Origin of the sequence: Pseudoalteromonas sp. SR44-8 (genome assembly GCF_014163635.1) — a bacterium.
Classification (GTDB): Bacteria; Pseudomonadota; Gammaproteobacteria; order Enterobacterales; family Alteromonadaceae; genus Pseudoalteromonas; species Pseudoalteromonas rhizosphaerae.
The window spans coordinates 48165-62638 of the sequence record NZ_JACJDS010000006.1 but is presented as its reverse complement, the minus strand read 5'-3'; the positions used below and the strand labels follow the sequence as shown (position 1 = coordinate 62638).

15 protein-coding genes are annotated in these 14474 nt (G+C 41.6%); all 15 read right to left on the bottom strand.

Annotation, left to right across the window (positions count from 1 at the left end; translation table 11 throughout):
• Positions 1–13: 13 nt before the first annotated feature.
• The 15 genes from H5183_RS04160 to H5183_RS04090 all read right to left on the bottom strand — a co-directional run bounded on the left by H5183_RS04160 (position 14) and on the right by H5183_RS04090 (position 14426).
• The gene (locus H5183_RS04160) at positions 14–778 is read right to left on the bottom strand and encodes a protein phosphatase CheZ (RefSeq protein WP_145239357.1); all 765 of its coding nucleotides are present in this window, start codon (positions 776–778) and stop codon (positions 14–16) included.
• Between the two features lie 17 nt (positions 779–795).
• The gene (gene cheY / locus H5183_RS04155; RefSeq protein ID WP_016708035.1) at positions 796–1179 is read right to left on the bottom strand and encodes a chemotaxis response regulator CheY; all 384 of its coding nucleotides are present in this window, start codon (positions 1177–1179) and stop codon (positions 796–798) included.
• A gap of 40 nt (positions 1180–1219) precedes the next feature.
• Positions 1220–1930 carry an RNA polymerase sigma factor FliA gene (locus H5183_RS04150; protein WP_145239602.1) on the bottom strand — a complete coding sequence of 237 codons (711 nt, stop codon included), beginning with the start codon at positions 1928–1930 and terminating at the stop codon, positions 1220–1222.
• A gap of 26 nt (positions 1931–1956) precedes the next feature.
• Positions 1957–2817 carry a MinD/ParA family protein gene (locus tag H5183_RS04145; protein ID WP_145239360.1) on the bottom strand — a complete coding sequence of 287 codons (861 nt, stop codon included), beginning with the start codon at positions 2815–2817 and terminating at the stop codon, positions 1957–1959.
• On the bottom strand, positions 2810–4291 hold the full coding sequence (gene flhF, locus H5183_RS04140; protein WP_182731012.1) for a flagellar biosynthesis protein FlhF: 1482 nt from the start codon (positions 4289–4291) through the stop codon (positions 2810–2812). Before flhF ends, H5183_RS04145 begins: the two co-directional genes overlap by 8 nt.
• Positions 4292–4314: 23 nt before the next feature.
• On the bottom strand, positions 4315–6423 hold the full coding sequence (gene flhA / locus H5183_RS04135) for a flagellar biosynthesis protein FlhA (RefSeq protein ID WP_145239366.1): 2109 nt from the start codon (positions 6421–6423) through the stop codon (positions 4315–4317).
• 95 nt (positions 6424–6518) lie between these two features.
• Positions 6519–7649: a flagellar biosynthesis protein FlhB gene (gene flhB, locus H5183_RS04130; RefSeq protein WP_145239369.1), complete on the bottom strand. Its 1131-nt coding sequence runs from the start codon at positions 7647–7649 to the stop codon at positions 6519–6521.
• 9 nt (positions 7650–7658) lie between these two features.
• Complete coding sequence (fliR, locus tag H5183_RS04125; protein ID WP_145239372.1) at positions 7659–8438, bottom strand: flagellar biosynthetic protein FliR; 780 nt, start codon at positions 8436–8438, stop codon at positions 7659–7661.
• 1 nt (position 8439) lies between these two features.
• Positions 8440–8709, bottom strand: coding sequence for a flagellar biosynthesis protein FliQ (gene fliQ, locus H5183_RS04120; protein ID WP_145239376.1), 270 nt, complete (start codon positions 8707–8709; stop codon positions 8440–8442).
• Positions 8710–8752: 43 nt separating this feature from the next.
• Positions 8753–9493: a flagellar type III secretion system pore protein FliP gene (gene fliP / locus H5183_RS04115; protein WP_145239379.1), complete on the bottom strand. Its 741-nt coding sequence runs from the start codon at positions 9491–9493 to the stop codon at positions 8753–8755.
• Positions 9494–9497: 4 nt separating this feature from the next.
• Positions 9498–9881: a flagellar biosynthetic protein FliO gene (gene fliO, locus H5183_RS04110; protein WP_145239382.1), complete on the bottom strand. Its 384-nt coding sequence runs from the start codon at positions 9879–9881 to the stop codon at positions 9498–9500.
• The gene (gene fliN / locus H5183_RS04105) at positions 9878–10276 is read right to left on the bottom strand and encodes a flagellar motor switch protein FliN (protein WP_145239385.1); all 399 of its coding nucleotides are present in this window, start codon (positions 10274–10276) and stop codon (positions 9878–9880) included. Before fliN ends, fliO begins: the two co-directional genes overlap by 4 nt.
• Before the next feature lie 22 nt (positions 10277–10298).
• Positions 10299–11390 carry a flagellar motor switch protein FliM gene (gene fliM / locus H5183_RS04100; RefSeq protein ID WP_145239389.1) on the bottom strand — a complete coding sequence of 364 codons (1092 nt, stop codon included), beginning with the start codon at positions 11388–11390 and terminating at the stop codon, positions 10299–10301.
• Between the two features lie 9 nt (positions 11391–11399).
• A complete protein-coding gene (gene fliL, locus H5183_RS04095; protein WP_145239392.1) occupies positions 11400–11930 on the bottom strand; it encodes a flagellar basal body-associated protein FliL in 531 nt (176 codons plus the stop codon).
• Positions 11931–12032: 102 nt separating this feature from the next.
• Positions 12033–14426, bottom strand: a complete 2394-nt coding sequence (locus tag H5183_RS04090) for a flagellar hook-length control protein FliK (protein ID WP_182731011.1) — start codon at positions 14424–14426, stop codon at positions 12033–12035.
• Between the last annotated feature and the right edge of the window lie 48 nt (positions 14427–14474).

Genomic DNA, 14474 nt, shown 5'->3' with positions numbered 1-14474 from the left:
CAGTTCTCTCCTCTTAGAAGCCCAAGCTTGATAATAAATCATCAACATCATCTTGTCCTGAGACAACATCATCACGAGATTCTTTATCAATAATTGGCCCTTCAGGGCCTGCAAGTGTATTTTCAGCAGGCGGTTTTTCAATGACTGGTGCTATTGTTTTTGTTTCGCTATCATCTTGGCTACCAAATGCTGTCAACAAGTGGATCAAGCTGTCTTCTACTTCTCTAACAAGCTCTATCACTCGACGGATCACTTGACCTGTTAAATCTTGAAAATCTTGTGCCATCAAGACATTGGTCATGAGTCCTTGCAACTCATCCGTTTTAGTTTGCGAGCTATTCATGAACTTATCTAAGCTGTGGCATAATGTTTTAAACTCACCTAGCTCAATTTCACGATTCATTAAACGATCCCAAGTGGGTTTAATGTCTGAAATATCATCTGCAAGCTGTTGGGCAATTGGTAAACTTGCTTCTACAGCATCCATGGTTTTATTAGCAGCGTTCTCTGTCATTTCCATAACATAGTTTAGACGCTGCTTAGCATCGGGGAGTGCGTCTTTGGTCAAATCAGCTAAACGTGTATCAAGCTCAAAATTTTTCAACGCATCATGAAGCTGACGCGTAAGTTTGCCTACTTCGGCAAATAATTCTGATTGCTCTTTTGACGCCGCATCAATAATTAACTGATCAGCTTTATCTTGTTCACCATTTTCAAGGTAAACCACAAGCTGCCGGGCTTGTTCTAAACTGATCTGAGGCGCAGCTGGTGCTGACATAAGCCTCTCCTATTTATTTAACCTAAACGCTCAAACACTTTTTCCAATTTGGTTTTCAGTGTTGCGGCTGTAAATGGTTTAACGATATAGCCGTTAACACCAGCTTGTGCAGCAGCAACAATTTGTTCTTTTTTAGCTTCTGCTGTTACCATTAAAACAGGGATGTGTTTCAGGCTGTCATCGGCCCTGATAGCGCGCAAGAGGTCAATTCCTTGCATGCCAGGCATGTTCCAATCTGTTACTACAAAATCAAATTCTTGATTCTGCAACATCGGTAAAGCTGTTGAGCCATCATCAGCTTCTTGTACATTTGTAAAACCCAAATCTCTTAACAGATTTTTGATAATACGTCTCATCGTCGAAAAATCATCAACAACAAGAATTTTCATGTTTTTATCCAAAACATCCTCCGGTGAGGTCTGAACCTATATTTACTTACTACTAGTTAATCCAGTCATTGATTTTTGCTTTGAGCTTAATCATCGCCTGACCATGTATCTGACTCACACGCGATTCGCTTACATCGAGTATATGTCCAATCTCTTTTAAATTCATTTCATCATTATAATAAAGCGACAATACTAACCCATCTCGTTCAGGTAAAGATTGTATAGCTGTTAATAATGATTGATTAAAACGTTCATTTTTAACGTTATTAAAGGGCTTGTCTAGTGCTAAATCATGTCCCACTGGTGTGATAACATCTTCATCAATTCCCAAGTCTTCTATACCTAAAACCTTACTTGAATTTACATCACTAAGAATATGATGGTACTCATCTAGCGTAATATCAAGTTTTTCAGCAACTTCACTATCTTTAGGTTCTCGATTCAGGCTGCTTTCTAGCTCACTAATCGCTTCAGCAACTCTGCGGCTATTACGGTGCACTGAGCGAGGAGCCCAATCACCTCGGCGCATTTCATCCAGCATCGCACCACGAATACGAATGCCTGCAAAGGTTTCAAAGCTTGCACCTTTAGTCGCATCAAAGTTTTTTGATGCTTCAATTAACCCTATCATCCCCGATTGAATCAAATCATCGAGTTGCACACTCGCGGGTAAACGAGCGATCAAATGACAAGCCACTTTTTTAACTAAAGAAGCATGTCGCTCAACAATCACATTTAAATTTTGTGTCGATTGATATCCCATCGCTTTATTCACCGATGCCGTCATAGTTAGCCGTTTACTAATTTTTCTATGAAAAATTCTAAATGGCCAGATGGTTGATTAGGTATAGGCCATTTAACTGCTTTTGTCGCTAATGTTTTAAATGCAATTGCCGCTGGAGAATTTGGAAATAAATCAACAATTACTTTTTGACGACGAGTTGCTTTACGCATGTTTTCATCATAAGGGACTGTTGCAACCAATTCCATTGAGACATCCAAAAAGCGATCCGTTACTTTTGAGAGCTTAGCAAATAGTTCGTGGCCTTCACGCATACTGCGCACCATATTAGCAACTATTTTAAACTTATACACACCATGCTCACGACTCAACACTTTGATTAATGCATAAGCGTCGGTTATTGAGGTCGGTTCATCACATACTACTACCATGACATCTTGCGCTGCGCGCGAAAAACTTAATACCATGTCAGAGATACCAGCAGCAGTATCAACAATTAATATATCAAATTCGGTATTCAACTCACTAAAAGCACGAATTAATCCAGCATGTTCTGATGGTGAAAGTTCCACCATACTTTGTGAGCCTGACGTCGCTGGTACTATTTTAATTCCTGCAGGCCCTTCAACTAAAATTTCATCGAGCTCACATTCACCTGATAGTACATGAGATAGATTACGTTCAACCCGAAGCCCTAACATCACATCACAATTTGCTAAACCCAAATCGGCATCCAGAACTAACACTCGGTTTCCGAGCTGACCCAACGCAATCGCAGTGTTAAGTGAGACGTTAGTTTTCCCTACGCCACCTTTACCACCTGTTACAGCGATAACTTTAACGCCGTTATTATTGTTTTGACTCATTTTACGCAGGCCACTTGCTTGATCTAATACTGTGTTAATCATACATCCCTACTGTGCTTGACGCTACTGCTTGGCGTCGTGAATGTTGTGCTTTTGTTCTTTTTAAATACAATTGTTCTGCTTTTTTTACTAATTTCTCTGCATTGGCGACCCGAATGTCCTCTGGAACGCGCTGACCGTTAGTAAGATACCCTATTGGAAGGCGATTTTGAATCGCTATACTAATAATCTCACCTAAACTTAATGATTCGTCTAATTTAGTGAAAATACAGCCACTTAATTGTACCTTCTTAAAATGTCTTACGGTTTCTTGTAAAACATTAATTTGTGCGGTCGCACTGAGCACTAAATAATTGCGAATATCGACACGTTGATTACGCATTAGTGTATTTAGCTGCTCAGTTAAACGTAAATCACGTTGGCTCATTCCCGCAGTATCTATTAATACTAGACGCTTATTTCGTAAATGATATAAAACTTCTGCTAATTCATTGGCATCTTTAACTTGTTTTACACCACAACCGATGATCCGGCCATAAGTAGCTAACTGTTCATAAGCGCCAATACGGTAAGTATCAGTGGTAATTAGCGCAACTTTATCTGCGCCATATTTTTGTGCGCCAAGGGCTGCAAGTTTTGCCACGGTTGTAGTTTTACCTACCCCAGTAGGACCAACAAGTGCATATACCCCGCCTTGGCGAAGGATTTCGTTATTTGTAGTATGCATTTGGTTTTCAACCATTTGCAATAGTGCTTGCCAGGCTTGCTGACGTGACACATCGTCCGGAATAAAGCAGGCCATTTGCTCTGCAACTTCACTGTCGATACCCATTCCAACTAAACGATCGATCATGCATGCGCGAGTAGGATCGCGACGCGCTAAATCTTGTTGCATCAAACCCGATACCTGATACTCAAGTAATTGACGCATCGCAGCCATTTCATCACGCATAGCGGTGATTTCATCTGTTTTGGCTGCACTTTTTGTTGGCATCGGAGTATCTAAATCATCAAAACCACTTTCTAGATCATCATCAAAACCTAAGCTATGTGCTTGCGTTTGTGGACGCGGCGCAGTATCACGACGAGCAAAATCACTATGCGCTTGTGGTTCATGGCGAGCTTGCTGTGCTTGATGTTGTTGCTGTGGTTGATACTGAGTAGATGTATCAATCCCTGACTGGCTAAACATAGACGCAAGCTCAGGTGAGCGTGGACGCGGTGATTGGCGCTCTAATAATGCTTGTAAGCTATCAGCTACCGCAGCTTGCGGCTCATGCTGCGCACGTTGTGGCGCAGGTTTAACAAAGTTAGCATTCGTTTGCGGTTGCGCCTTAGCAACATGTGGTTGTGCCGGTGCGTTCGGGGCTGCTTTTTCATAATCAACGGCGGCAACAATCTCTACCCCATTGGCTAATTTTTTATTTGACATGATTACAGCATCTACACCGAGTTCATCTTTAACTTCTTTCAGTGCGGTGCGCATATCTTTAGCAAAAAAACGTTTTATTTTCATGGTTCAACCCCTTTAAAATCCGATTATTGGCCTACTGAGCTGACAATCTTGATCTGTCTTTCGTCTGGTACCTCTTGATAAGACATCACTCGCAATCCTGGAATGGTGTACTTAACAAAACGAGATAACACAGTGCGTAACATTCCTGACGTTAGCAATATCGAAGGTTCACCGGCCATTTCTTGGTTTTGATGCGCTTCATTTAATGATTGTTGAAGTCGCTCTGCAAGTCCTGGCTCTATTCCGGCACCTTCGTCGCCTGCATTTTGTAGTGACTGATGCAACATCTGTTCCAACTCAGGCGCCAAGGTTATGACAGGGATTTCTGATGACATTCCAACCGCGTCTTGAACAATTAATCTGCGCAGTGAAATTCGCACTGCTGCGGTTAATACATCAGGATCTTGGCTTCGAGGGCCATACTCAACAAGGGTTTGTACAATTGAACGCATATCGCGAATAGCAACGCCTTCATTTAATAAATTTTGTAATACTTTAACAATTGCTGTTAGTGGTAAAATATCTGGCACTAGCCCTTCAACTAAACGAGGATGACTTTTTGCCAGCATATCTAATAGATTTTGCACTTCCTCGTGGCCGAGTAACAAGGCCGCGCTGTTAGTTAGTAACTGACTAATATGCGTTGCTACCACAGTCGCTGCATCAACCACGGTATAACCGAGTGATTGTGCTTCATCTTTTTGATCTGGTTTGATCCAAATAGCGTCTAGACCAAAGGCAGGATCTTTAGTAGCAATCCCTTTTATTGGACCAAATACTTGGCCAGGATTAATAGCCAACTCATCACCGTGCTTAAGCTCGCCCTCACCACTTGAAACACCCATCATGGTAATTCTGTATGCATTTGGGTCTAACTCTAAGTTATCGCGAATATGCACCGGTGGAATTAAAAAACCAAGTTCTTGAGATAACTTTTTACGTACCCCTTTAATTCGGTTTAATAATTCGCCACCTTGTGATTGATCAACTAATGGAATTAAGCGATAGCCAACTTCGAGGCCAATTACATCAACTTGTTGTACATCATCCCAACCTAGCTCTTTTTGCTCTTGCTTGTTAGCAACACCAGTGCCTGTTGCACCGCCATTGGCAGCTTCTGCTTCCTTAGCAGCCGCTTCTTTGAGCTTACTTTGCTGGGTGTAATACGCTAAATAACCAAGTAAAGCACCAAGGCTTAAAAAGGCAAAATGTGGCATACCCGGGACCAAACCCATCACGATTAAAATACCCGAAGCAATAAATAATGATTTTTCGTTACCGAGTTGTTTCTTAAATTGATCGCCCATATTGAGCGATTCATTTTGACGAGTAACAACAATTGCAGTGCCAATAGATAACAGTAATGATGGTAATTGTGCAACTAGACCATCACCAATGGTCAGTAAGGTATACACTTCCATTGCGTTACCAAAGCTTAAATCATGCTGGATCATACCAACAAACAAGCCGCCAACAATATTGATGATCAGTATCACTATACCAGCAATCGCATCACCTTTTACAAACTTACTCGCACCATCCATAGAGCCATAAAAGTCCGCTTCACGGGTGACTTCTTCACGGCGGTCTCGTGCTTGCTCTGCACTAATAAAACCCGCATTCAAGTCGGCATCAATGGCCATTTGTTTGCCTGGCATCGCATCTAAGGTAAAGCGTGCCGATACCTCAGAGATCCTGCCTGCGCCTTTGGTGATTACCACAAAGTTGATGATGATCAAAATCAAAAACACCACTAAACCAACTGCGTAGTTGCCACCAATTACCACTGAACCAAAAGCTTCGATTACTTTACCTGCGGAATCGCCACCGTTATGGCCTTCAAGCAGCACCACCCGGGTACTGGCAACATTTAGTGCCAAACGCATAATAGTTGCAATCAATAGTACTGCGGGAAACATCCCAAATTCAACAGGCTTCATGGTGTAAACTGTCACTAACAACACCACTAATGCTAAAGCTATATTAAACGAGAAAAGAATGTCGAGTAAAAATGGCGGTAACGGTAAAATCACCATGCCCAGCGCAGCGAGCACTAGCAAAGGTGTACCAACACCTTTTAAATACTCTTTTTTATCTTTATTAAGTTGTTGTAATACAGCTTTAAATTCCATAATTCTACAATTTCAAAAAATTGACACTAAACGGAATTTGCAATAACTATTCCAAGTTATTAATTACGAGCTTAAAAGAATACTGATTATTCAAATCAATACTTATAGGCATCTGGAATTGGGAGTGTTTTATTCAATTTTGTAGGGCGTTTACCACGGCCTTTTTGAAAGCGTTTAAGCTGAAATACATAAGCTAAAACTTGTGCGACTGCAGTAAATAGTTGGTCAGGGATTTGTTCTCCTACTTCGGCAGTATGATACAGTGCTCGAGTAAGCATGGGGGACTCTACAATGGGTACCTCGTTACCTATGGCTATTTTTCTAATTTGCATCGCCATCTCATCAACGCCTTTGGCAACTAATATAGGCGCGCCAGCGCGCTCTGTGTCGTACTTTAATGCCACAGAGTAATGAGTAGGGTTGGTAACAACTACATCGGCATCTGGCACATCCTGCATCATGCGTCGCTGCGACATTTGTCTTTGCGTTTGTCTTATACGCGCTTTAATTTGCGGATCACCTTCAGAATTTTTATATTCATCTTTGACTTCTTGTAGAGTCATTTTTAATTCTTTGTGATGTTTATGGCTTTGATATGGCGCATCAATCGCAGCAATAATGGTTAAGGTGCAGGTCAGCCCTAAAAACATCCATGCGAGTATCTCTAAGGCATGAATGATATTGCCCGGCGCACTTTCAATACTCAGATGAAGAATTTCATCAAAGAAGGTGTTGATCAAAAAAATGGCAAAGCCCGCCACGACCACAAACTTTAAAATCGATTTCACCAACTCGACGCCCGCTTGTGGACCTAACATCCGCTTTATACCTTTTGCTGGTGACATTTTACTGGCTTTGGGTGCTGCCGCCTCCCAACTAAAGTTAAAACCACCTAACAAGGTATTACCTATGATACCCGCCAGCACAATAATAAACACGAACATCGCCATCGGAAATACTAGCGCATCGGCCACCGCTCCCCACACAGAAAACATTTTCGTAGTATCGTAGGTTTCATTGCGGTTCAAACTGAGCATGCGACCCATTATATTATACAGTCCCTTGCCAATCTCAGGTCCGTACATAAGTAATGAAATCGCTGAAAAAATAAGTACAAACATGGTGCCAAGCTCTTTTGAGCGCGCAACCTGGCCTTTCTTTTTCGCGTCGTCTACTTTTTTCCCCGTGGGTTCTTCGGTTTTTTCTTGACCTGAATCTTCAGCCATCACTCTCTCCTATGGGGAACAACCAACTAAAGTACACATTAACTCAATCATTTTTAGCCATTGAAATTCAAATTGAGTAACAAAGTTACCTAAGGTTGCCCAAATAATGACTAAACCTGCAACCAAGGTAAACGGAAAACCGATTGAAAAAATGTTTAACTGCGGTGCTGCACGGGTCATCACACCAAACGACATATTAATCACCAGCATAGCTGTTAAAGGCGCCAAAGATAACACCAAGGCGGTAGTAAACATCCAGCCGCCCCACGTCACTATGTCCCAATAATGATCAACCGCCCACCAATTACCGTCGATTGGTAGCACCTCAAAGCTATGCACTACCATTTGGATCATCATTAAATGGCCATTAAATACAAAGAATAATAGCGTGGCTAGAATCAAATAAAACTGCCCAACAGCAGGCACACTCATACCATTAGAAGGATCAACAACAGAGGCGAAACCAAGGCCAGTTTGCATTGCTAATATTTGCCCTGCTAACACAAAAGTATTCAACATCAGTACAGAAGCAAAACCTATAGCAACACCGATTAACATTTGTTGAATAACTACCAATATCATCTCAAAAGAGAATAAGTTATTAAATGTCGCAGGCGGAAGTACTGGTACAACTAAAAAAGTAATCATTACCGCTAGACCCATCTTGATCCGCGTAGGCACATTTTTAGCACCCAGCCCCGCCATGATCATAATCATCGAGCTGATCCGTACTAGTGGTAACAAAAAATCACTCAGCCACTGAATAATAACCGAAAATGGGAATTCCATACTAGCCTGCAATTTCAGGAATAATTAACACTATTCGACTAAAAAAATCCATTAACTCTTGCGTTAACCAATGCCCTCCAACAATCAAGGCGCTGATAGTAATTAATAGCCGCGGCAAAAAGCTTAATGTTTGTTCATTGATTGACGTTGCGGCCTGAAATACAGCTACAACTAAACCCACTAATAAACCTGGTACCACAATTGCCGATACTAATTTAATAACTAAAAATAATGCATTACTGAGAATATCGACGAAGATTTCTGGTTCCATGGTGCCCCCCTAGCCTTTGTAGGCAAAGTATTGTATTGCCATATCAAGTGCCTAAGCCAAAACTTTTAGCTAAAGTCCCCATCACTAAACTCCAGCCATCAACAAGTACAAACAACATAATTTTAAACGGCATAGACACAATCATCGGCGAGAGCATCATCATACCCATGGCCATCAAGACTGAAGCCACAACTAAATCGACTATCAAAAATGGAATAAAGAACATAAAACCAATAATAAATGCAGTTTGTAATTCGCTGGTTATAAATGCGGGGATTAATACAATTAATGGCGTTGCTTCAGGAGAATCTAACTTATCATACCCAGCAATTTTAGCGAAGGTTTCTAAATCTTTTATGCGCACCTGTGAGAGCATGAATTCCTTCATCGGCTCTTTGGCAAGTTCAAGCGCTTGAATCGAGGTCACCTGCTCATTTAAATATGGCTCAATAGCTTGCTGATTCACTTTTTGATAAACCGGCGTCATTATAAAAATACTTAGAAATAGCGACATACCTAACAATATTTGATTTGATGGTGTTTGTTGCAAACCAATTGCTTGGCGTAAAATAGCCAGTACTACGATTATGCGAGTAAATGAGGTCATCATGATCACCGCTGCAGGTATAAAGCTTAGCGCGGTCATAATAGCCAGTACTTGCAAGGTTACAGAGTAATCTTGTGAACCGTCTGGATTAGTCGTAATACTTAACGCTTCAATGCCTTCGGCGTTAACTGTGGGGATAAAAACTAATGCAAAAAGTATAAGCAGCCACTTAGTCATATTATTAATTCTTTTTAATGTGGTTAGTTTGTGGGTTTAAGAGTTTACCAAAACGTTGTGCAAGGGCTGGCAACTCTTTTTCTGTCAATGGAGTCTCTAATTTATGCAGGTAGTTAATACTGTGCGGGGTTACGCCTAGTAAGTGCTGACAATTATCAATTTCGACGACCATTAATCGCTCTCGCGCACTTAACGGTAAACTACGCACCACTTTAAATTCGTCGGTATTTGCTAAATTGGGGTTTAGTTTTTTAACCAAAAATGCCAGTACCACAATCAGTACTAGCACCATGATTAAAGACATTACCATTGAGAGTAAGTCGCCCATTGGTGTCGCTGCAGGCAGCGCTGAGCTTGCTGCAGTCGATAAAAAAAGCCAACTGCTCATCGCAGCTTCTTGATCCGTTCAACTTGGCTGATCACGTCAGTCAGGCGGATACCAAATTTATCATTAACTACGACCACTTCACCATGCGCTATCAATGTACCATTAACTAATACATCCAATGGCTCACCGGCAACACGATCAAGCTCAACAACTGAACCTTGGTTAAGCTGAAGTAAGTTACGAATATTAATTTTTGAACGCCCGACTTCCATCGAAATAGTCACGGGGATATCTAAAATTGTATCGAGTTTGCGTTTTTCTTCGCCACTCATTTCATGTCTAGCATCACTTAACTCGTCAAGTTCAGTTACTTTGGCACCATCAGAACTATCGGTCCCTTCGGCTTCGGCTAAAGCAGCCGCCCATTCGTCCATTGTATCTTGGTCATCACTCATACTATTAAACCTTTTTATTCTCTTACCAGTCTAAATCTACGCCTTCGGAAAGGTGTAGATCATCTTCTAGTTCTGCTAATTCCGCATCTGAATCAAGCTTTTTGCCACCTTTTGTAAAGACATGCAACTCTGATTTGACTGATTCAGGACGTTTAATTTTTTCACTAATTTGCAGCGCGACGTTATCACGAGAGCGACCCATTTTAGCCCTAAAGGTTGGCAGCTCTTCGACAAACACCGTTATGTGCTCTGGCATCTCAACAGGAATAATATCCCCAGCCTTAAGCTCCATAATTTGCGCTAAGGTTAAATCAACTTCAAGCAGTTGTGTTGATATTCCAACTTCAACATCCATAATCTCATCACGTAAGGCTTTGCTCCAACGTAAATCGGTATCTTCAGTATCTGATTGCACACCAGCATCGAGTAATTCACGAATAGGTTCAAGCATTGAATACGGCAATGCGATATGGAAATCCCCGCCACCGCCATCCAGCTCAATATGGAATGAACTGATCACCACCACCTCGGTGGGACTGACGATATTAGCCATTGCCGGATTAACTTCTGAATCAAGATATTCAAAAGACACATCCATTACCGGCGCCCATGCTTCTTTGTAATCTTCAAAGATTATTTTTAATAGCATTTGTACAATACGGCGCTCAGTAGGTGTAAATTCACGACCTTCTATTTTCGCATGATAGCGACCATCGCCGCCAAAGAAGTTATCAACCAGGATGAACACTAACCGTGCTTCCATAGTGATTAACCCAGTACCTTTAAGAGGACGAAAGCGCACCATATTAAGACTGGTAGGAACAAATAAAGTGTGGATATACTCACCAAACTTTATCATTTGTACGCCATTGATAGAAACTTCAGCAGTACGGCGCATCATATTAAATAAGCTAATGCGCATGTGTCGAGCAAATCGTTCGTTCACAATCTCCAGAGTCGGCATGCGACCACGAACAATACGATCTTGTGAAGAAAAATCGTATTGCAACGTATTACCGCTACCATCATCACCGTCCTGTAGATCCTCCTCTTCGACTTCATCGACACCATGCAACAGGGCATCGATTTCATCTTGGGATAATAAATCACTCACGCTGACCCCTTATTGCATTACAAAGCCGGTAAACAACACCCGCTCAATTACTTTACTACCCTCTACATCAGTTAACGCGGCTTGTACTTTATCAAGCGCTGCTACTCGTAGGGTTTCTTTGCCTTCGCTAGTACCAAGCTCATCTGCGGTGGTGGTTGAAAACACACCAAGCAATGTGCCTTCAATAAGTGGAATATGCTTTTTAGCCGTTTCTTCATTCACATCACCGCGCACTAGTAATTGCACTTTTATTTGCACAATGCGATCACGACTGGCACCAGGTACGTTAAAAATAAAAGGTCGAGGCATCGCAACATATAAGGCACTGCCAACCTTTGCACCACTACCACTTACATCTGCAGTTTCAGTTGCTGATGCAACAGATTCATCCGCAAGTGTTTCAGGAGCAGCGTCGGAGCCAGACATCAAGAAAAAGCCAGCTGCACCACCAATTACCAATACCACAGCAATAATAATTATAATCAGCTTTTTTTTACTTTTACTACCGTCTTCAATTTCTAAGTTTGCTTCTTCAGCCATGCTGCTTTCCTTTATGCCTTAATAATAGCGATATTACGAGTGTCACCGCGCACCATCAAGTTATTTATTTTTATAGTCTTATACCTCATATAATAGCAGGTGTTAGGCATAGTAATCTATTGATGATGAAGATTGTTGCCCAGAGCCTCGAATTGGTTGCTGAGTTAATGCACTTTCCTCTTCATTTTGTTGCTGATTTGCCTGTTGACCACGACCATTTTGTTGTCCGTCACCACCAGTATCACTTTGACTATTTCCCTGCTGGATACTGCTTTCACCCAGTTCAATTCCCTGCTGTGCTAACATTTCTCGTAATCTCGGCATTGATTGCTCAAGAGCTTCTTTGGCTTGCTGATTTTGTACCACAAAGTTAATTTGAGCTTGTTCTGCATCGCTACGAATACGAATTTGCATACTACCCATTTCTGGCGGATCAAGACGTATTTCAGCTTCTTTATTATTGATACTTAGTAATGCACTCACTCGTTCTTGTAGTAATTTGGCTGCATCACTTTTCATGATATTCAATGCTTGTAACACAGTTGGATCAAGATTTATTTGTCTTGTCTGTGATGTAGGGCTCGCTTGCTGGGCATGCATTACTTGCATATCTGCCAAAGCTTGTTGATAGCTTTGCTCACTCCCTTCTACAGCCGAGGCTGTCGTAACCGCAGTGGTTAATCCGGTGAGCTGGCCAAACAATTGATTTACACGTGTCAATGTGTTGTCGCGCACAGGGCTTTGCTCTGCTTTAATATTTTCAGCAAGTTGCTCACTTTTTAGAACATTATCTTGCACTGCCAGTTTCACTTCTTGCTCTTTGCTCGCGGCCTTTATAAGTGCATCTTGTGGCGCAGATACTTTATTTGTATCTGATTTAGCGGTGTTGCTATTGGTTGTTGTAGTGCTTACTAAATTATCTGTCATTGACTGAACCGTCAATTGAGCTTTTGACTCAGTCTTTTTTTCAATACTCTCTGGCTGAGCTAATTCTGCAATAGCCGTATTGATCTGAGTTAATAAAGCCCCCTTAGGCTGCTCAGTGCTCACAAAATTTTGTAATTGCTGGCTCAATGCCTGCTTTTGTACAGGACTCAACAGCGAAATATCTTTACTTAGTTGGGTTAGCTCTGCCGTGTTCATTGTCGCAACTGCCGTGGTAGGTTTTGCAACTTCTTTACTATTAAGCTCTACAAATTCAGCCAGCATTTTTTTTAAGTCAGTTACGTTAGCCGGTGATGGATCTTGCTGACGAATGACATCAACTTGATTTTGTAGCTGTTTTTGCTGCTCTGGTGTTAAGCTCGCCAACAATGGGTGTTCATTTTTTTGTACTGTAGTTGGTGAGTTAAGCAATACCTTACTGATTTGCTCTAATACAGCACTGTTACTATGCTTTGCCTGTGTAGCTGCTTTTTCAGCTACATCAGTTTGAGAGCCAATCGTAGTGGTTGATTCCACACCTTTAACTACTGGTTCTGCCTTTGAAGCAACGTCCATTGCTACTGCAGTAGCACTTGTGGTTGCTTGTTTGGCGTTAGCAGTAACGTTAGCTACAGTTGCGTGCGCATCTGCAGTTAACGCTGCACTCTGTTGAGGTTTTTCTTGCTGAGCAATCCTTGTGTCCGAATCTTTAACTAATACTTCACTTTCTTGTGGTTTAACTTGTTGAGCAAGCGTTACGTCCAAACCTTTAGCTAATACTTCACTGTTTTGTGGCTTACCTTTGCTTGTATTTTCAGCAATATTTATTTGAGCTGTTTCATTGCCAACTTCCCCACTCTTTAAGGTAGCTGCAGCTTGTTGGTTTGTTGGCTGCATTGTCATCGCTTTATTTTGCGATATCTCTTTTGCCACTTGAATATCATCAATAATAGGAGTCACAGCATCATCAGGAGGGGTGTTTCCCTTCAGTTGAAGCTGTTTATCAATCGCCTCTGCCAGCACCGTTTTTTCAGTAAGTAGCGTTGGTTTTAGTTGTTTATCGACTAGTTGTGCAATTGGATCATCAGTGGCAGGAGTGTCTGTATCAATAATAGGCGTAACATCATCAATTGGACGAGGTCCAGTGACTTTAATAAGCTTCGGATCTATTTTTTCTTCACTGTATTTACCCAACGTTGAAAGTAATGAGGCATTTGCAACAGTTGGCGTATTATTTACCCGAGTGTCCATATTGTTGGCTGCCGTGATCTGAGCAAGCATTGCATCACCAGACATAGCATCACCTGACATCGTTTTCTCATCACTGCTGTCAGTGGGCGTTTTTTGCGCTTTTTCAGCAGCAACTTCGGCTTCACTTGCAGCTGACACAGCGCCAGATGAGTTAACTTTCATGGGTGTTTCTGCAGCATTATTAGCGTTTTGTAACTCACTAAAGAAATCACTATCGGTGCTTTCTTTACCTGTTGCCGCACTGCCTTTGGCACTGTCTTTTTTATTTAACTGAACATCCTGCTCAGTTGAGATAAACACTGAAAGATCACTAATAGCCATAATTCACCTAGATTAAAAGTGGCAATTTGCCGCCGCAGTTTGCCAGAA

What these genes read in the sequence shown, in the direction of transcription:
- H5183_RS04150 (WP_145239602.1), bottom strand. Translation starts at nt 1,930, where the DNA reads ATGGGATATCAATCGACACAAAATTTAAATGTGATTGTTGAGCGACAT.
- flhA (WP_145239366.1), bottom strand. Translation starts at nt 6,423, where the DNA reads ATGGAATTTAAAGCTGTATTACAACAACTTAATAAAGATAAAAAAGAG.
- fliQ (WP_145239376.1), bottom strand. Translation starts at nt 8,709, where the DNA reads ATGGAACCAGAAATCTTCGTCGATATTCTCAGTAATGCATTATTTTTA.
- fliR (WP_145239372.1), bottom strand. Translation starts at nt 8,438, where the DNA reads ATGGAATTCCCATTTTCGGTTATTATTCAGTGGCTGAGTGATTTTTTG.
- flhB (WP_145239369.1), bottom strand. Translation starts at nt 7,649, where the DNA reads ATGGCTGAAGATTCAGGTCAAGAAAAAACCGAAGAACCCACGGGGAAA.
- H5183_RS04090 (WP_182731011.1), bottom strand. Translation starts at nt 14,426, where the DNA reads ATGGCTATTAGTGATCTTTCAGTGTTTATCTCAACTGAGCAGGATGTT.
- flhF (WP_182731012.1), bottom strand. Translation starts at nt 4,291, where the DNA reads ATGAAAATAAAACGTTTTTTTGCTAAAGATATGCGCACCGCACTGAAA.
- H5183_RS04145 (WP_145239360.1), bottom strand. Translation starts at nt 2,817, where the DNA reads ATGATTAACACAGTATTAGATCAAGCAAGTGGCCTGCGTAAAATGAGT.
- fliP (WP_145239379.1), bottom strand. Translation starts at nt 9,493, where the DNA reads ATGACTAAGTGGCTGCTTATACTTTTTGCATTAGTTTTTATCCCCACA.
- fliN (WP_145239385.1), bottom strand. Translation starts at nt 10,276, where the DNA reads ATGAGTGATGACCAAGATACAATGGACGAATGGGCGGCTGCTTTAGCC.
- fliL (WP_145239392.1), bottom strand. Translation starts at nt 11,930, where the DNA reads ATGGCTGAAGAAGCAAACTTAGAAATTGAAGACGGTAGTAAAAGTAAA.
- H5183_RS04160 (WP_145239357.1), bottom strand. Translation starts at nt 778, where the DNA reads ATGTCAGCACCAGCTGCGCCTCAGATCAGTTTAGAACAAGCCCGGCAG.
- fliO (WP_145239382.1), bottom strand. Translation starts at nt 9,881, where the DNA reads ATGAGCAGTTGGCTTTTTTTATCGACTGCAGCAAGCTCAGCGCTGCCT.